This is a genomic window from Pseudolysinimonas sp., assembly GCF_044239695.1.
Taxonomy (GTDB): domain Bacteria; phylum Actinomycetota; class Actinomycetes; order Actinomycetales; family Microbacteriaceae; genus Pseudolysinimonas_A.
The window spans coordinates 1-17830 of record NZ_JBIIAW010000010.1 but is presented as its reverse complement, the minus strand read 5'-3'; the positions used below and the strand labels follow the sequence as shown (position 1 = coordinate 17830).

Annotated in this window: 16 protein-coding genes; 7 read left to right on the top strand and 9 right to left on the bottom strand. The window is 72.2% G+C overall.

All coding sequences use genetic code 11. The features are described 5' to 3' along the window. The first annotated feature begins 154 nt into the window (after positions 1 to 154). The 5 genes from ACILQS_RS03005 (at position 155) to ACILQS_RS02985 (ending at position 6096) form a co-directional block, all read left to right on the top strand. A complete protein-coding gene (locus ACILQS_RS03005) occupies positions 155 to 2065 on the top strand; it encodes a helix-turn-helix domain-containing protein (RefSeq protein ID WP_395638618.1) in 1911 nt (636 codons plus the stop codon). A gap of 156 nt (positions 2066 to 2221) precedes the next feature. Continuing rightward, complete coding sequence (locus tag ACILQS_RS03000; RefSeq protein WP_395638617.1) at positions 2222 to 3493, top strand: hydroxymethylglutaryl-CoA reductase, degradative; 1272 nt, start codon at positions 2222 to 2224, stop codon at positions 3491 to 3493. Then, positions 3490 to 4449, top strand: coding sequence for a hydroxymethylglutaryl-CoA lyase (locus ACILQS_RS02995; RefSeq protein WP_395638616.1), 960 nt, complete (start codon positions 3490 to 3492; stop codon positions 4447 to 4449). The genes ACILQS_RS03000 and ACILQS_RS02995 overlap by 4 nt, the downstream gene beginning before the upstream one ends. Before the next feature lie 19 nt (positions 4450 to 4468). Then, on the top strand, positions 4469 to 5266 hold the full coding sequence (locus ACILQS_RS02990; protein ID WP_395638615.1) for a MaoC family dehydratase N-terminal domain-containing protein: 798 nt from the start codon (positions 4469 to 4471) through the stop codon (positions 5264 to 5266). Between the two features lie 89 nt (positions 5267 to 5355). Continuing rightward, entirely contained in the window at positions 5356 to 6096 is a 741-nt protein-coding gene (locus ACILQS_RS02985) for an alpha/beta fold hydrolase (protein ID WP_395638614.1), read from the top strand. Positions 6097 to 6116: 20 nt separating this feature from the next. Here the strand turns inward: ACILQS_RS02985 and chrA are convergent, their stop codons facing one another. Continuing rightward, the gene (gene chrA, locus ACILQS_RS02980) at positions 6117 to 7325 is read right to left on the bottom strand and encodes a chromate efflux transporter (protein WP_395638613.1); all 1209 of its coding nucleotides are present in this window, start codon (positions 7323 to 7325) and stop codon (positions 6117 to 6119) included. A 47-nt stretch (positions 7326 to 7372) separates the two neighbouring features. Here chrA and ACILQS_RS02975 point away from each other — a divergent pair, with 47 nt between their 5' ends. Beyond that, the gene (locus ACILQS_RS02975; protein ID WP_395638612.1) at positions 7373 to 7699 is read left to right on the top strand and encodes a hypothetical protein; all 327 of its coding nucleotides are present in this window, start codon (positions 7373 to 7375) and stop codon (positions 7697 to 7699) included. Positions 7700 to 7766: 67 nt separating this feature from the next. Continuing rightward, positions 7767 to 8426 carry a hypothetical protein gene (locus ACILQS_RS02970; protein ID WP_395638611.1) on the top strand — a complete coding sequence of 220 codons (660 nt, stop codon included), beginning with the start codon at positions 7767 to 7769 and terminating at the stop codon, positions 8424 to 8426. A gap of 1 nt (position 8427) precedes the next feature. On the opposite strand, the gene ACILQS_RS02965 is transcribed toward ACILQS_RS02970, so the two are convergent. Genes ACILQS_RS02965 through ACILQS_RS02930 form a run of 8 tightly spaced genes read right to left on the bottom strand, consistent with a single transcriptional unit; the run spans position 8428 to position 17613 of the window. Then, positions 8428 to 9405 (bottom strand): ribose-phosphate diphosphokinase, encoded by a 978-nt coding sequence (locus ACILQS_RS02965; protein ID WP_395638610.1) that lies wholly within the window; start codon positions 9403 to 9405, stop codon positions 8428 to 8430. Positions 9406 to 9463: 58 nt separating this feature from the next. After that, a complete protein-coding gene (gene glmU / locus ACILQS_RS02960) occupies positions 9464 to 10921 on the bottom strand; it encodes a bifunctional UDP-N-acetylglucosamine diphosphorylase/glucosamine-1-phosphate N-acetyltransferase GlmU (protein WP_395638609.1) in 1458 nt (485 codons plus the stop codon). Positions 10922 to 10957: 36 nt separating this feature from the next. Continuing rightward, complete coding sequence (locus ACILQS_RS02955; protein ID WP_395638608.1) at positions 10958 to 11398, bottom strand: DUF3237 family protein; 441 nt, start codon at positions 11396 to 11398, stop codon at positions 10958 to 10960. Further along, positions 11395 to 12423 carry an AraC family transcriptional regulator gene (locus ACILQS_RS02950; protein WP_395638607.1) on the bottom strand — a complete coding sequence of 343 codons (1029 nt, stop codon included), beginning with the start codon at positions 12421 to 12423 and terminating at the stop codon, positions 11395 to 11397. The genes ACILQS_RS02955 and ACILQS_RS02950 overlap by 4 nt, the downstream gene beginning before the upstream one ends. Further along, entirely contained in the window at positions 12420 to 13430 is a 1011-nt protein-coding gene (locus ACILQS_RS02945) for an ABC transporter permease (RefSeq protein ID WP_395638606.1), read from the bottom strand. The genes ACILQS_RS02950 and ACILQS_RS02945 overlap by 4 nt, the downstream gene beginning before the upstream one ends. Positions 13431 to 13434: 4 nt before the next feature. Beyond that, positions 13435 to 14967 (bottom strand): sugar ABC transporter ATP-binding protein, encoded by a 1533-nt coding sequence (locus tag ACILQS_RS02940; RefSeq protein WP_395638605.1) that lies wholly within the window; start codon positions 14965 to 14967, stop codon positions 13435 to 13437. Positions 14968 to 14987: 20 nt separating this feature from the next. Next, complete coding sequence (locus ACILQS_RS02935; RefSeq protein WP_395638604.1) at positions 14988 to 16163, bottom strand: sugar ABC transporter substrate-binding protein; 1176 nt, start codon at positions 16161 to 16163, stop codon at positions 14988 to 14990. A 37-nt stretch (positions 16164 to 16200) separates the two neighbouring features. Continuing rightward, on the bottom strand, positions 16201 to 17613 hold the full coding sequence (locus ACILQS_RS02930; protein WP_395638603.1) for an amidase: 1413 nt from the start codon (positions 17611 to 17613) through the stop codon (positions 16201 to 16203). Positions 17614 to 17830: the final 217 nt, after the last annotated feature.

Below are 17830 nucleotides of genomic sequence, written 5' to 3'. Positions count from 1 at the left end.
CGCTCGCGCGGACGACCGGGGATGGTGGTTCCGGACATGCTCCCGCCGGAGTCGTGTGACATTCCTCCGCCTCCTCGGCTTGAGGAATGAACCGCGCATGAGGCACGCTGAGGAACGACGGTCGCCCGAGACCGACGTGACGAGAGGGTTCCGCGTGGCGGACGACGAGCAGGCGACGGCGATCAGCGCCCTCATCGACGCCGTCGTCGGCCCCACCGCCGTCGGTGACGCCCTCGAAGGTCTGGGCCTCGAAGGCGTCGCCGCGACCGACCTCGCCGAGCGTGCGCACCGGGCCCGCGCCGAGCACACCCGCCTGCGCCGCCGGGAGCACGAACTGTCGGCGCTGTTCTCGAGCGCGCGCGAGCTCGCCGAGCTGCGGGACACCGACGCCGTGCTGGCCCGGCTCGTGCAGCGCGCCCACGAGATGATGGGCGGCGACGTCACTTACCTCTCCGAGTTCGACGCCGCGACCCGCGAGCTGCGCGTGCGTGAGACAGCCGGTACGGTCAGCGCCGAGTTCCAGCACCTCCGGGTTCCGCCGGGCCGGGGGCTCGCGAGCGTCGTCGTCGAGACCCGCACGCCGCAGTCGGTCACCCGCTACGCCGAGTACGAGCAGGAGCGTCACGACCAGGGCATCGACGACGCCGTCGCCGCCGAGGGTCTCGTCTCGATGCTCGGGGTGCCGATGCTCTCCGGCGATGACGTGCTCGGCGTGCTGTTCGTCGCCAACCGCGAGGCCTACGCCTTCGCCCCGGAGGAGATCGCGCTGCTCTCCGCCCTCGCCGACCACGCCTCCGTGGTGCTTCAGACGGCGCAGACCCTGCGCGAGCTGCGCGAGTCCGAGGACGAGACGCGGCAGGCGCTCGAGCGGCTCACCGGCCACATCGCCGAACGCGATCGCGCCAACACCGTGCACCAGGAACTCGTGCAGGCGGTGCTCGCCGGCGGCGGCTTCTCGCCGGTTGCCGAGACACTCGCCTCGGCGCTCGGTCGCACGGTCGCGATCGTCGACGCCCGCGAGCAGGTTCTCGCGGCCGCGGGGCTCCCGCTCGCCCCCGGCATGCTGCAGATCGCGGATGCCGTGCGCGGCGCGATCTCGGAGAGCCGGCGCTCGGGTCACTGCGTTCCGATCACCGACCCGGGCGGGATCCGCGCCGTCGCCGCGCTGACCGCGGGGTCCCAGGACTTCGGGGCGGTGCTGCTCGGCGACGGCGAGTTCGAGCTCGGTGCCGTCGACTTCCGCACGATCGAGCGCGCGGCGCAGGTCGGCGCGCTCCTCGCGCTGCAGCAGGAGGCGATCGCCGGCGCCGACCATCGCGTGCAGAGCGAACTCGTCGCCGACCTCCTCGACGACGTGCCCGAGCGCCGGGCCGACGTCGAGCGGCGTGCCCGGCGGATCGGCGTCGCGATCGACGAACTCGATGCCCTTCTACTGTTCGCGGTCCCGGGCGAGCACCGCACGGCGGCCGCTCGCGCGATCGGCCCGTTCCTCGACGACCGCGCCCTCGTCGGCGAGTACCGCGGCTTCGTCGTCGCGGCCTACTCGTCGGTACGCTCGCCGGTCGACGCCGAGCAGTTCCGCGCCCGCGTGGCGCACGCCATTCAGCGTCCCGTGCTCGCCGTCATCCCGCCGGCGGCACCGGGCACGCTGCCGGCGGCGTTCATCGTCGCGATGCGCACCGCCCGGCTGCTGGCGGCGCTCGAGATCGACGACTTGGCGACGAGCACCGACGACTACCTGCCGTACTCGGCGGTGCTCGACACCGACGCGAGCACCCTGTCGGGGTTCCTGCGTGACACGATCGGCGCCGTGCGCACCTACGACGCCGATCGTGGCACCGATCTGCTCGGCACACTGAGGGCGTTCGTGCGCAACAACGCGAGCCCCACACGGACAGCGCGCGCCCTCAACTTTCACACCAACACGATCCTGCAGCGCCTCGAACGGCTCGACCGCGTGCTCGGCGACGACTGGCGCGACGACGAGCGGCTGTTCCGCATCGGGATCGCCGTGCGCCTCGACGACCTCCGCGAGCGGCTCCTCCGTCCGACCACCCCCTCCTGACCGCGGCGCACGGTGCCGCGAGAGGCGGCGTTCGATCCGCACATGGTCTCGCCGAGAGCGTGGAGGATGCGCCCATACGCCCACGCGCACCCCGTTCGTAGGGTGAACCGACGCGTACCAGGGAGTGCGCGCTGACACGACCGTGGAGGAGCGCCCGTGCCGATCAACAGCCGACTCTCGGGGCTGCGCGACTCCGACCCGCTCGAGCGCCGGCGGCGCGTCGCCGAGGGTGCGGAACTCGAGGCCGGCGCGCTCAGCGCTCTCGACCCCGCGGCAGGCCTCACGCTCGAGCAGGCCGACCATCTGATCGAGAACGTCGTCGGCCTGATCGGGGTGCCGGTCGGCGTCGCCACCAACTTCACGGTCAACGGCCGCGACCACCTCGTGCCGATGGCGACCGAGGAGCCGAGCGTCGTCGCCGCTGCGTCGAACGCCGCGCGCATGGCCCGCGTGCACGGCGGCTTCCACACCTCGACGACCGGCGACGTGATGATCGCCCAGATCCAGGTCGTGGATGTCGTCGACCCCGAAGCCGGCCGCCTGCGACTGCTCGAGGCCCGCGACGAACTGCTCGCCGCGGCGGCCGCCTGCGATCCGGTGCTGGTCAGGTTCGGCGGCGGCCCGATCGACCTGCGGGTGCGCGTCCTGCCGACCCGCACCGGCGTGCATCTGGTGGCCCACCTCCACGTCGACGTGCGGGATGCCATGGGCGCCAACGCGGTGAACACGATGGCCGAGGCGCTCGCCCCGCGCATCGGCGAGCTCGCCGGCGGCCGGTCGCTGCTGCGCATCCTCAGCAACAAGGCCGACCAGCGCCTCACTCGGGTGCGTGCGGTGTTCGACGGAGAGCTGCTCGGCGGACCCCAGGTGGTCGCCGACATCGTGCACGCGAGCGCGTTCGCCGAGGCCGACCCCTACCGGGCGGCGACCCACAACAAGGGCATCATGAACGGCATCACCGCCGTCGTGCTGGCGACCGGCAATGACACCCGCGCCGTCGAGGCCGGCGCCCACTCGCACGCGGTGCTCGACGGGCGGTACACGGCCCTCTCCCACTACGAGCTGGGGCAGGACGGCCACCTGGTCGGCACGATGGAGCTGCCGCTCGCGGTCGGCCTCGTCGGCGGGGCGACCCGCGCGCATCCCGTCGCCCAGGCGGCGGTACGGCTGCTCGGAGTGACTACGGCGCGCGAACTGGCCGAGATCGTCGCCGCCGTCGGGCTGGCCCAGAACCTCGCCGCCCTGCGCGCCCTGTCGGCCGAAGGCATCCAGCGCGGCCACATGACGTTGCATGCGCGCACGATCGCCGCGTCGGCCGGCGCGAGGCCCGACGAGATCGCCGACGTCGCCGAGCGCATCGTCGCCGACAAGCGCATCCGCCTCGAGTACGCCGAGGAAGTGCTGGCCGAACTGCGGGCCGCCAGGTGAGCGAGGCGGCCGCCTGGCATCCGGCGCCGCAGCCGGTGGCGGATGCCGCGCTGCCGAGCCGCGTGCGCGTCTACGAGGTCGGCCCGCGGGACGGCCTCCAGGCCGAACCCGAGATCCTGCCCCCGGAGGTGAAGACCGAGTTCGCCCGGCGACTCGCCGCCACGGGGCTCGGCGCCGTCGAGGTGACGAGTTTCGTGCCGGCGCGCTGGATTCCCCAGCTCGCCGACGCCGAAGAGGTCGTCGCCGGCCTCGGCCCCACCGCCGGGGTGCGGCAGATCGCGCTCGTGCCGAACCTGCGCGGGTTCGACCGCGCCCTCGCCTCCGGCATCCGCGAGGTCGCCGTCGTCGCGAGCGCGACCGAGAGCTTCGCCGCCGCCAACCTGAACACCACGATCGAGGGCTCGCTGGCCATCTCGGAACAGGTCATCGCCGCGGCGGGTGACGCCGACATCCCGGTGCGCGCCTACCTCTCGATGTCGTTCGGCGACCCATGGGAGGGCCCGGTCGCCCACGACCGCGTCGCCGCCCTCGCCGCACGGCTGCACGAGGCCGGCGCGTCGACCGTCGCCTTGGGCGACACGATCGGCACCGGCACCCCGGCGCACGTCGACCGCGTCGTCGAGCTCACCGCGGCCGCCGGGGTCCCGCGCGAGCGCCTCGCCCTGCACCTCCACGACACCTACGGCCAGGCGCTCGGCAACGTGCAGGCCGGGTTGCGCGCGGGCGTGCTGGAGTACGACAGTTCGGCCGGCGGCCTCGGCCGGTGCCCGTTCGCGAAGGGGGCGACCGGTAATCTCGCCACCGAGGACCTCGTCTGGCTGCTGCACGGGCTCGGCATCGAGACCGGCATCGACCTCGAGGCGCTCGTGCGGGTCACGCAGTGGATGTCCCGCACGCTCGGGCGTCCGCTGCCGTCCCGCGTCGCGACGGCCCTCACGGCCGCAGGCGTGGCCTGACCGCTGAAGGAAGGACCGGATGCGCACCGAGAGACTCGACCTCCGCGCCGCCGCGCTCTACCGCGGCACCTTCGCCCCGACGGCCGCCGAGCCGGTGGACGGCGGCGAGCTGCCCCCGGGCTGGGAGGGCCTGACCTTCCCGTTCGACGTGCCGTTCGCCGACCTCCGCCCCGACGGCACCCCCGCCCGCGACGGCATCCTTCCCGAGATCGACCTGCCGCGGCGGCTGTACGCGGGCGAGGACACCGTCTTCCACCGCCCGCTGCGCTTCGGCGCCGAGATCGCCCAGGAGGCGCGCGCGGGATCGATCGTCGAGAAGACCGGCCGCGCGGGGCGACTCGTGTTCGCCGACGCCGAGCGCGAGTACCTGATCGACGGCGAGGTCGCGATCGCGAGCACCTGGCACGACGTCTTCCTCGAGGCGGCCGACGCGGACGCGCCGCCCGCACGCGTCGAGCCCGCGCCCCCCTCGGCCGACTGGACCGAGGACGCGGCCCTCGATGCGCGGCAGCTGTTCCGCTTCTCCGCGCTCACCTTCAACACCCACCTCGTGCACTACGACCGGAGCTGGGCGAGGGGGGTCGAAGGCCTCGACGACCTCCTCGTGCACGGGCCGCTGACTCGCATCCTGCTGCTCGATGCCGCCCGCCGCCACGACGACCGCACCGTCGCGGCGTTCCGGTTCCGCGCCGTCGCCCCGATCTTCGTCGACCGCGGCTTCCGCCTCCAGGGGTCACGCGCCGACGGGTCGAGCGAGGTTCTGGCGGTGTCGTCCGCGGGCGGCGTTCTCGCCCGCGGCACGGTGACCTGGGCCTGAACGGACCCTGCTCCGATCGACATGGCCCGACTTCGCGATGGGCAGATCCGACGTGGCCGGCCACGGAGAACCCGGGGGAGACTGAGCACATGGCCTTTGCCGAGCTGAACGGCGTTTCCGCCTACTACGACGTGACCGGATCGGGTGAGCCCGTGATCTTCCTCCACGGCGGCTTCTGTTCCGCCGAGGTCATGCGCGAACTGTCGGAGCAGCTCTCCGGCTACGCGGTGCACGCACCGGAGCGCCCCGGTCACGGCCGCACCCCCGACCGGCCCGGACCGTTCCACTACGACGACGGGGTCGCCGACACGATCGCGTTGATGGATGTCCTCGGGCTGACGTCGGCGCACGTTCTCGGGTTCAGCGACGGGGCCGACATCGGCATGCTGCTCGCGCTCGCCCATCCCGACCGCGTGCGATCGCTCGTGCACATCAGCGGCAACCTCCGCCCGGGCGACGACGTCTACCGGCCGGAGGAGGACCACGCCGCCGCCATGCCCGCGGCCGAGTCGGAGCGGGTCTCGCTCGAATACGCCGAGCTCTCCCCCGACGGCCCCGAGCACGCCGACGTCGTGGGCGCGCGCATCCTGCACATGTGGGAGACGGAACCGGCCATCGATCCGGCGAGCCTCGCGACCGTCGACCTGCCGGTGCTGGTGATGGCCGGCGACCGGGACATCATCGCGCCCGAGCACACGGCTCTCATCCACCGCAGCATCCCGGGCGCGCAGCTGGCGATCGTGCCGGCGACCTCGCACATGCTGGTGCGCGAGCGTCCCGGCCTCGTGGGTCGCATCGTGCAGGAGTTCCTCGACGCCGTCCCGCGGTAGCCGAGAGCGGGACGGCGACGTCAGCCGAGCCCGACCAGCACGCCGGCGACCGCCCCGAGCAGCACGACCGCCCACGGCGGAGCCTTCGCGACGACGAGGAGCACGAACGCGGTGACCGCGAGCGCGAAGGTCGGCCCGTCGACGATCGCGGTGGTGAAGACCGGGTCGTAGAGCGCCGCCGCGAGGATGCCGACGACGGCGGCGCTCGCTCCGCGGATGAATCCCTGGGCGCCCGGGCGGCGGCGCAGGGCGTCCCAGAACGGCAGCACGCCCACCAGGAGGAGGAAGCCGGGCAGGAAGACGCCGACGAGGGCGAGAGCGGCCCCGGCCACGCCGCCAGGCCCCGGTTCGGCGAGGGCGCCGAGGTAGCCCGCGAAGGTGAACAGCGGGCCGGGCACCGCCTGCGCCGCCGCGTACCCGGCGAGGAAATCGTCGGACCCGACCCAGCCCGGCGCGACGACCTCCGCTTCGAGCAGCGGCAGCACGACATGACCGCCGCCGAAGACGAGGGCTCCCGCGCGGGTGAAGGCGTCGAGAAGCGCGACGGCGGGAGACCGGACGAGCGCGGCGAGGATCGGCAGGCCGGTCAGCAGGATCGCGCACGTCGAGAGGGCGACGACCCCGGCCCAGCGCGGAACCCGGAACGTCGCGGGCTCGACTGCGGCGTCCGGGGTGGCGCGGCACAGCAGCATCCCCGCGGCTCCCCCCGCGAGGATCGCGACGATCTGGCCGAGCGAGCCGGGCACGACGACGACGAGCACGAGTGCCCCGACGGCGATCAGCGCGCGCCGCAGATCGGGAGTGAGGGTGCGCGCCATCCCGACCACGGCTTGCGCGACGATCGCGACGGCGACGACCAGCAGACCGCTGAGCGCGCCCTGGGCCAGCGGCCCGTCGAACCAGGAGACCCCGAAGGCGAACAGCACGAGCAGGATCGCGGACGGCAGGGTGAACGCGCTGAAGGCGGCGAGCGCACCGAGCGGACCGGCGCGCAGCAGCCCGAGCGCGAACCCCACCTGGCTCGACGATGGCCCCGGCAGGAACTGACTCAGCGCCACGAGCTCGCCGTAGCCGCGTTCGTCGATCCACCGGCGACGCTCCACGAACTCGGTACGGAAGAAGCCGAGGTGGGCGATCGGGCCGCCGAACGAGGTGAGTCCGAGCCGGAGGAACGCGAGGAAGACCTCGCCCGCGTTCCCCCTGCGAGTCTCGGGGGCGGCATCGGTCACGCGGGCATCGTACCGAGCGGCGGGAAACGAGTGGTTGAGTAGGGACGATGGCGCACGACGACGATCCCCCGGAGCTCCGCGGCTACGTGCCGAGCGAGGGCAAGCCGCTGCGGCATCCGATGACGATGCGCGTGATGCGGGTGACGATCGTGCTCGGCGTGCTCGGGCTCGTGCTGCCGAGCCTCTCCGCGACGATCGCGCTGCAGGCGCGCACCGCCGAGGCGCTGTGCTCCCGCGCGACCGACCCGATCGACGCCGACCCGGTGATCCGGTTCGAGATCGCCGGCCCGGCGGGCCCGTCGTGGTACTGCTACGCGCGGGAGTTCGGCGGCGACGAGGTGCTGCTCGGCTCGCTCGGCCTCATCCCGGGCTGAGAGTTCTCCGGGAAGCCCCGCGGCTCCCCAGGTTTCCCCGGGAACCGCCTGTTAGCCTCACCGGCGCATGTCATTCGCTACGAAACCGCCGTCCCCGCACCTCAACCGTCACGCCCTCGGCATGACGGGAGGCTCGTTGATCCTCGTGGGTCTGCTCGCGATGGCCCCCCTCGCCGCGCCGCCGTCGATCGCCGAGCAGCAGGCCGACTACGCCGCCGAGAACGCGCAGGACTTCGTCGTCAACCCGCGGCACGCCGACCTCGCCGCGATCAGCGCGCTCCCGGCCGCCCGCGACGCGTTCGGCGCGACGCCCGGCCCTGAGACGTTCATCGCGGGAGGCACCAACCACGACTGGGCGAAGCTCGTGCTCGTCTACGCGGGCTGGCCGGTCACCGACAGCAACGTCACCGTGATCACCCGGTGGATGCGGCAGGAGAACGGCGCCGACGACTGGTACCGCCGCAACAACCCCCTCAACATCGGCATGGGCGGTTTCGCGTCCTACTCCAGCCTCGACGAATCGGCCCGCGTCGTCGCGAAGGCGCTCACCACGAGCAGCGGGTACCGCGACATCGCCGCCGGGTTCGCGGCCTCCGCCGACACCGCGACGATCGAGTACGCGATCTGGGCCTCACCGTGGGCCGGTGGACACTACGCCTGGGGCGGCCACTGGCACTACACCCCGGTGGATGTCGTCACCGCTCCGCGCAGCGCCTGGGGCCGATAGCTCAGGCGGCGCCGTCGAACATCGAGGTGACCGACCCGTCGTCGAACACCTCGTGGATCGCCCGCGCGATGAGCGGCGCGATCGGCAGCACCGTGAGACGATCCCACCGCTTCTCCGCCGGGATCGGCAACGTGTCGGTGACGACGACGGAGTCGATGAACTCGCTCTGCAGGATCTCGGTCGCCGGGTCGGAGAAGATCGGGTGGGTCGCGGCGACGATGACGCCGAGGGCGCCGTTCTTCTTGAGCGCCTCGGCGGCCTTCACGATCGTGCGTCCGGTGTCGATCATGTCGTCGACGATGAGGCAGACGCGGCCCGCAACGGGTCCGATGATCTCGTGCACGCTGACCTGGTTCGGCACCAGCGGATCGCGACGCTTGTGGATAATGGCCAGCGGCGCGCCGAGTTTGTCGCTCCAGATGTCGGCGACGCGCACCCGCCCCATGTCGGGCGAGACGACGGTGAGGGTGTCGGCATCCAGCTTCGCCTTGAAGTGCTCGAGCAGCACGGGCATGGCGAACAGGTGGTCGACGGGGCCGTCGAAGAAGCCCTGGATCTGGGCGGCGTGCAGGTCGACGCTCATGATGCGGTTGGCGCCGGCCGCTTTGAACAGATCGGCGACGAGCCGCGCCGAGATCGGCTCGCGTCCGCGACCCTTCTTGTCCTGACGGCCGTACGGGTAGAACGGGGCGACGACGGTGATGCGCTTGGCGCTCGCCCGCTTCGCCGCGTCGATCATGATCAGTTGCTCCATGATCCACTCGTTGATCGGAGCGGTGTGCGACTGGATGACGAAGACGTCGGCGCCGCGAATACTGTCACCGTAGCGGGCGTAGATCTCGCCGTTCGCGAACGTGCGCGCCTCGGTCGGGACCAGCTCGGACTCGAGCTCCTGGGCGATGTCTTCGGCGAGCTGGGGATGCGCCCGGCCGCTCACGATCACGAGACGTTTCTCACCGGTGATCTTGATGGCCGACACGGCTTTGCTCCTCGCCCTTGGGACTCCAGCCTACCGGGTCCCCTGAGCGTCGTCCCGGTCACTCCTGAGCATCGGCTGCGGACTCCGCCTGCGCCGCGGCCTTCGCCGCCGCCGCTTTCACCGCGACCGCGGCTTCGTGGTGGCGGGCGGTCCAGCCTTCGACGAACTTCAGCTGCGAGACGCTCACCGCGAGAGCCCCCGCGGGCACGTCGCGGCGCACGACGGTACCGGCCCCGACCGTGGCGTCATCGCCGATCGTGACCGGGGCGACGAACGAGTTGTGGGTTCCGGTGTGCACATGGGCGCCGATCGTCGTCGCGTGCTTGTTCACGCCGTCGTAATTGGCGGTGATCGCCCCCGCGCCGATGTTGGTGCCTTCGCCGATCGTCGCGTCGCCGATGTACGAGAGGTGCGGAACCTTCGCCCCCGCGCCGATCTTCGCGTTCTTCGTCTCGACGTAGGTGCCGATCTTGCCGCCGTCGCCCAGCTCGGTGCCGGGGCGGAGGTAGGCGAACGGCCCGACGGTCGCCTTCGCGCCGATGACCGCGAGGGTCGCGTCGGCACGCTTGATGACGGCATCCTCCCCGACCTCGCAGTCGAGCAGGGTCGTGTCGGGGCCGATGCGGGCACCGCGAGCGACGGTGGTCGCCCCCGCGAGGTGGGTGTTCGGCAGCAGCTCGACGTCTTCGGCGAGCGTCGCGCGCAGGTCGATCCAGGTGGTCGCCGGATCGTGCACCGTGACGCCGGCCAGCTGCCAGCCGCGCACGATCATCGCGTTGAGCCGCGCGGCGGCCCGCGCGAGCTGCACCCGGTCGTTGATGCCCTCGACCACCCAGGCGTCGGGAGCGGGCACGGCTTCGACCGGACGACCGGCGGTGCGCAGCATCCCGATGACGTCGGTGAGGTAGCGCTCGCCCTGGGCGTTCTGCGCCGCCAATGAGGGGAGGTTCGCCCGCAGCGAGGCCACCGTGAAGACGTAGGTGCCGGAGTTGACCTCGGTGATCGCCCGCTCGTCGTCGGTCGCGTCGCCGTGCTCGACGATGCGGCTGAGGCCACCATCGGCATCCCGGACCACCCGCCCGTAGCCGGTCGCATCGTCCACGATCGCCGACAGCAGGGTCGCGGCCGCCGTCGCCCGCCGGTGGGCTTCGAGCAGGCCGGCGATCGTGCCCGCGTCGAGCAGCGGCACGTCGCCCGACACGACGACGACGTCACCATCGAAGTCGTCGGGCAGCGCGGACACCGCGACCTCGACCGCGCGGCCCGTTCCGGGGATGTCGTCCTGGTCGACGACCATCGCCCCGGGGAGGAACTCGGCCACCGCGGCGGCGACCAGGTCGCGTTCGTGCCGCACGACCGTGACCACATGGGCGGCGGAAAGTTCCCGGGCGGTGGCGAGCACGTGCCCGAGCAGCGGGACTCCGGCGAGCTCGTGCAGCACCTTCGGGCGGGACGACTTCATCCGCGTCCCCTGTCCGGCGGCGAGGACGACGATGGCGAGCCGGAGATCGGTCATTCCCCTATTGTCGCCGTTCGCGGGGGCGGCGCGACCTCAGCCCGCGACGGCGCACCAGTACTCGAGGATGATCACGACCCCCGACGGACCGTCATCCACGCCGAGGCTGCCCACCAGGACGGCGTCGTTGAGCCAGGCGTAGTCGCCGTCCCGCGGAGCCTCGATCTTCAGCGACGTGATTCCCAGCCGGCCGGCCGGACGATCCGTGATGACGCCATCGTTGGCGACCGACAGCAGCACGCCGTCGCGGGTGCGGATGACGTACCGGGCCGACACCGTCTCGGACCCGTCGGCGCGCACGAGGTTCCAGTCCGCGCCGAGCGGGAGCACCTCGCCGAACAGCTCGGGTCCGTCGACGGTGCCGGCGCCGATCGGGATCACCCGCCGCCGCCCGTCGGGGACCTCCCCCGCCTCCAGGAACTCTCCGATGCCCACCCGCAGACGGGCGATGAGACGCAGCTCGAGGACGGGATTCATCGCGAGACCTCCGTGGAGTCGGTCGGCACCTCGACGGGCGCCCAGTCGTCGGAACCCTCCTGCCCTTGCAGGAGGTGGAGCATGCGATATCGCCGCGGCGCCACCCCGAACTGGCGGGAGAACGCGCGGCTGAGGGCGGCGGGGTCGGGGATCGCCCAGCGCTCGGCGATCGTGCCGATCGGGACGCGCACCAGTCGGGGGTCGACGAGGTCGTCACGGATCCGTTCGAGCCGCCGTTGCCGCACGAGCGCCGAGACCGTGGTGCCGTTCGTCGCGAACACCCGGCGCACGTAGCGCGGCGACAGGAAGTGGGCCGCGGCGAGGCGTTCGGCGGAGAGATCCGGGTCGGAGAGGTTCGCCTCCACCCAGATCACGAGCGAATTGAACAGCGACATCGCGGTCGCGGTCCCGGGTACCCGCGCGTCGGCGATCACGGCGTGGGCCGCCGCCACCACCGCGTCGCCCAGGTGGGCGCTCGCCGCGATCGACGGCTGGGAGTCGGGGCGGGCGAGCGCCGCGAGGATCCCGCGCAGCACGTGGGCGGAGGGGACTGCCGAGAGGTCGGTGGCGATGACATCGGCGAACGAGCTGTGCCGCAGCGCGATCGACGCCGTCGGGATGCGCACCACGAGGTACTCGTGGTGTCCGGGCGAGGTGATGCGGTAGCGCTGCGCCCCGGTGTAGAAGGCGAATCCGCCGGCACCGAGCCGTACGGTGTGCCCGCCCTGGCTGACGGTGAGATCGCCGTCGAGGACGAAGCCCAGCACGACCCCGCGCCAGCGCCGCGCCGTCGGGAGCGGCTCCACGTCGACCGCCTCGCCGACGACCATCGCGACATCGAGCGTGCCGATCCGGAACTGGCGCTCGATCCGGGGGCCGGGGCCCTCGGTGCGCACCAGGATCGCGTCGGAGGTGTCCTGCGGACGGTCGCCGACGGCGGTATCCGACGCGAGCCAGCCGTAGAGCAGCACCTCGCGGTGCTCGGGCGACTCCCCCTGCGGTGAGCCGGCTCCGGCGTCGGTCACGCCGTCGCCTTCTTCGGTGTCGGCGCCGACCGCCGCCGGGCGAGGCGGGCGAAGGCGACCGCGATGAGGAGGGCCGCCCCGTTGAAGACCTGGTTCACCCAGGACGGCGTCCCGACGAGGGTCAGTCCGCTGACGGTCACCGCGATGAAGAGGATCGCGACGACGACCCCGGGCACCGAGGGGCGCCCGAGATCGATCACGATCGTGCTGAGCAGCACCGCGGTGAGCGCCGGGAAGAGCATCATCATCCCATTGTCGGAGGTCGCGCCGCCGTTGCGGGCGAGCAGCAGCACTCCGCCGATTCCGGCGATCGTGCCCGACGCGACGAAGGCGAGCAGCTGGGTGCGCCGCACGTCGACCCCGAGCAGATGGGTGGCGCGCGCGTTCGACCCGACCGCGTAGAGCCGGCGTCCGAAGACCGTCTGCGACAGGATCCACCAGGCGACGAGCGCGACCAGCCCCGCGACGACGATGACGCGCGGCACGCCGAGCCAGTCCCGCGATCCGATGTCGGTGAGCTCGGTGGGGATGCCGGAGCTGATGCGCAGCCCTCCCGTGTAGGCGAAGATGACGCCGCCGAGCAGGGTCGCGACCCCCAACGTGGAGATGAACGGATTGACGCCGGCGTAGGCGATGAGGAGGCCGAGCACGGTGCCGACGATCGTGCCGAACAGGATGCCGAGCACGATGGCCGCCGGCAGCGGCACCGCGAAGTGCGACAGCGCGGCACCCGTCACGACCGAGGAGGAGGCCGCGACCGCCCCGACGGAGAAGTCGAAGTAGCCGGCCGCGAGCGGGAACACCGCCGCGACGGCGATCAGCAGCGGCACCCCCTGGTTGGCGATGAGCGCGCGGATGTTCCGAGGACTCGCGAACACCTCTCCCGACGCCGGCAGGAGGGCGAACAGGGCGATGAGCGCGACGACGAGCACGACGAGCGCATACCGCTCGATGAGCGTGCGCCAGGCGATCCCGGGACGGGCGGGGAGGGGGGTCGGGTGGGTCACGGGCTCAGGCTCCGGTCTCATGCATGGAGTGGGTGATGGTCTCGCGGCGCACGTCGCTGCCGCGGAGGTCGTCGGTGATGCGGCCGCCCTGCAGCACGATCACCCGATGGCTGAGCTGCTCGAGCTCTTCGAGGTCGCTCGAGACCACGACGACGGCGGCCCCGCGCTCGGCGGCCCCGCGGATCAGCACGTGGATCTCGTCGCGGGCGACGGCATCCACACCCTGGGTGGGTTCGTCGAGCAGGATCACGCGCGGGTCGGCGCGCAGCCAGCGGGCCACGATCACCTTCTGCTGGTTGCCACCCGAGAGGGCGGCGAGCGGAACGCCCGCGGACGGCGCACGCACCCGGAATTCCGCCATCGCCGCAGGGGCGTCGGCCCGCTCGCGGCGGGACGACAGCCGGCCGAGGCGGCGGTAGCGCTTCAGGATGACGGCGGAGAGGTTCTCCCACACGGGGCGATCGAGGTAGGCGGCGTCGCGCTGACGATCCTCGGGGACGAGGGCGATCCCCGCGCGGACCGAGGCGCCCGTGGTGCTGTTCGCGACGAGGGCCGCGTCGACCGATACCGTCCCGGCAGCTCGGAGGTCACCGAAGATCCCGCGGAGGAGCGACGAGCGACCCGAGCCGACGAGGCCGGCCACCCCGACGATCTCCCCCGGCCGCACGTCGAGGTCGAGGTCGCGGAGCGGCCCGGCGCTGAGCCCGCGCACCGAGAGTACGGGCGAGGTGGACGCCGCGGGCGCTGCGGCCCGGGCGGGCGCCTCGTCGCGGGTGTGCCCGGCGATCAGTTCGACGATCCGCTTCTCGGAGAACTCCGAGATCGGGCCGTCCCCGACGACGGACCCGTCGCGGAGGATGGTGACGTCGTCCGCGATCTCGGCGACCTCGCCGAGTCGATGGCTGACGAAGACGATGCTGTGGCCGAGTTCGCGCAGTTCGCGGATCGTCGCGAACAGGTGGGCCACTTCGTCGACCGGCAGGCTCGCCGTCGGTTCGTCGAGGACGAGCGTGGCGGACTCGGAGTCGACCCCGTCGAACGCGCGGGCGATCGCGACCAGCGTGCGCTCGGTCGGCCGGAGCGTCCGCACCGGTTGGCGCGGGTCGAGCGCGAGCCCCCGGCGCTCCAGCTGGGCGCCGACGTGGCGCGCGAGCGCGCGGTCGTCGATGCCGCCGAGGCGTGTGCGCGGGTAGCCGGTCGCGAGAGCGAAGTTGTCGGCGAGCGAGAGGTCGTCGACGAGACCGAGATCCTGGTGGACGAACCGCAGCCCGGCGGCGGCCGCAGTGGCCGGACCGTAGTCGACGCTCGCGTGCGGAACGCCGCCGAGCTCGATGACGCCACCCGGGTCCGGGGCGACGACGCCCGCGATCATCTTCAGCAGGGTCGACTTGCCCGACCCGTTGCCACCCAGGAGCGCGTGGACGCGACCGGGACGCAGGACCCAGTCGACCTCGTCGACGACGCGGGTCGCGTAGGTCTTCGACAGCCGGGTGACCCGGAGCACGAGCTCCGGGTCACCCTGATGCGGATCAGTCACGATGTGCGACGGTCTCTCGGTCAGCCCGCGGCCGCCCAGAGCGCGGAGTAGCCCTCACGGTAGTCGACGGGTCCTTCGAACGGCTCGCCCTCGGCGGGCCAGTCCGACTCGTTGCTGGCGTCGTAGATCTGCCAGCCGATCGTCGACGGCACGGGCTCTTCGCCGTTGTAGAACCGGTTGATCCCGTCCAGCAGCGACCAGGCGGCCCGGCCGTTCGAGAATCCGATGCAGGCCTGCACGCCGCCGCCGGCACGCATGAAGGCGATCGTGTCGACGACGCACTCACCGCCGAGCACCGTCACGTCGCCGAGGTCGGAGGCTTCGAGCGCCTGCTGCACGCCCAGCGAGAGCATGAAGTCGAGGTCGGTCACGACCGCGGTCGCGTCGGTCGCCTGGAGGAACCCGGTCTCGAACATCGTGCGCAGGTTGGGCACGTCCGGCGGGGTGATCGTGACGGTGCCGACGATCGAGCAGCCCGCGCAGGTGGCGAGCTCCTCGGTGAAGCCCTGCGCGATGTAGTCGCCGATCGCGACGCCGGCGAACGCGACGTGCAGCACCTGCGCGGTGCCGCCCGTCGCCGAGATCAGGTAGTCGGCCCGCAGCTTGCCCACCTGGGTGAAGTAGTCGGCGACGTCGGCGAAGTCCTCGCCGTACTGCACCGAGACGTCGAACAGCGACTCGGATCCGCCCTGCGTCGGGTCGGAGCAGTCGAACGCCGAGATGCCCGCGACGGTGACGCCGGCCTCCTTGGCTTCGACGAGCGCCTGCTTGGTCGCTCCGCAGTCGACGCCGGCGAGCACGAGCGTGTCGGCACCGGCCGCGACGCCCTGACGGATGCAGGTCGACCAGACACCCGGGTCGTTCTGCCCGTCGCAGACGCCGGCGGTCCAGCCGAGCACCTCCGCGCCGGCCTGGATCTCTTCGGCGATCTTCGCCAGACCGCTCACCTGCTGGAACGCCGAGACGACCCAGACGTCGTGGTCGGGCGAGACGGCGGGCGAGGATTCGGGCAGCGGCCCGGACGTTCCCGCGAACGCGGAGTCGACGTTGGCCTGCACCTCGGCGGAGACGTCACCGGCGACGTCGTCGGTGACGTCCGGGGCGGGGGCGCTGCACCCGGCGAGGGTGAGCACGACGCCGGCGAACGCGGCGATCAGGGCGCGCTTCGCTGCGCGCCGGGGGTGGGAGAGATTCATTCGTCTTCGACTTTCTCTTGGATGGGTGGGGGTGCTGTTATCGGTAGCCGTCGGGAATCCGGGTGGTCCACCCGAAGTGCTCCTCGACGGAGGAGGCGAGTCGGAGCAGCTCCGCCTCGCCGAACGGCCCGCCCACCAGTTGTGCGCCGATGGGCAGCCCGAGGTCGGACGTGTGGACGGGGAGGGAGATCGCGGGAAGGCCGGCGATGTTGCAGAACGCGGTGAAGGCCACCATCTGGTTCTCGGCGACGCGCGGGCCGGCGAAGTCGTCGTTGGCTTCAGCGAGGACCGTGCCGACGAGCGGCGGCGGGGCCGCCATCGTGGGGGTGAGCAGAACGTCGAAGTCGCGCCCCCACTGCGCGGCGACCGGCGCCGTCTCGGCATAGAGCCGCGCGGCGGCGATCGCGTAGTCGGCAGCCCCGAACTCGGTGGCTCGGCGGCGACGCGCCGCGATGTACGGCTCGGCCAGCTCGGGCTGGTCGTAGGGGGTCGCCCACAACCACGCGTTGACGATGACGTCGAGGAAACCCATGACGGCCTCGAGGCTGAACAGCTGCGGGCGCGCGGGCTCGACGATGTGGCCGAGTCCTTCCAGCGCGGTCGCCAGCTTCTCGGCGGCGACCCGGGCCTCGCGGTCGACCGGAACGCCGTTGGGGGCGTCGAGCAGCAGCCCGATGCGGAGGCGCCCGGTCGGAGCGCCGATCTCGGCGGCGAACGGGCGTTGCGGGGCCGGGGCGGTATACACGGCACGGCGGTCGACGCGCGAGAGCTCGTCGAGGATCGCGGCGGTGTCGACGACGTGCCGGGTGATGACGCCGTCGGTGATCGAGTGCTCCCAGCTCGGGATGAGCGTCGGCACTCGGCCCCGCGACGGCTTGAGGCCGACGAGTCCGGTCGCGGAGGACGGCATCCGGATCGACCCGCCCCCGTCGCTGGCGTGGGCGACCGGCGTGTAGCCTGCCGCGACCGCGACCGCCGCACCTCCCGAGGAACCGGCCGGCGAGTACCGCGGGTCCCACGGGTTGCGGGTGACCCCGAAGCGCTGGTTCTCGGTGACCGACATCGGGCCGGCCTCGGGCGAGTTGCTGCGCCCGAACAGCACGAAGCCCGCGCGACGCAGCTGGTCGACGACGATATCGCTGTGCTCGCGCGGAGCGTCGCTCACCCCGAGCGAGGCGAACGTGCCGGGCTGCCCGGCCACCCAGGTGAGCTCTTTGATGGGGAGCGGGATGCCGTGGAACGGAGGGAGGTCGTCGCCGCGCGCGACAGCGGCGTCGGCCGCCCGCGCGTCGGCGAGCGACGTCTCGTCGTCGCGCCAGATGATCGCGTTGAGCTGCGGATCGAACCGGTCGCGCCGCTCGATGGCCTCGGTGACGAGCTCGACCGACGAGATCTCGCGGGTGCGGATCGCCGCCGCGAGGCTCACGGCCGATTGGTGCAGAACGGTCACGCCAACTCCTTTGTCTGCGATGAGAGTCGCAGGGAGCGTCCCGCAATAGTTGGCTCTGACGGTCGCCTTTTTGGCTAAAGCGGACCTAACTAGTCAGTCACGGTCACCGACTTGAGCATCCGGTCGTCGTCGCCTTCAGCCGCCGCCGAACGAACACCTCGAAACTCCCCCGAAGATCGAGCAGCGCGCACAACAAAAAAAGAGTCGTGCGGGCGGT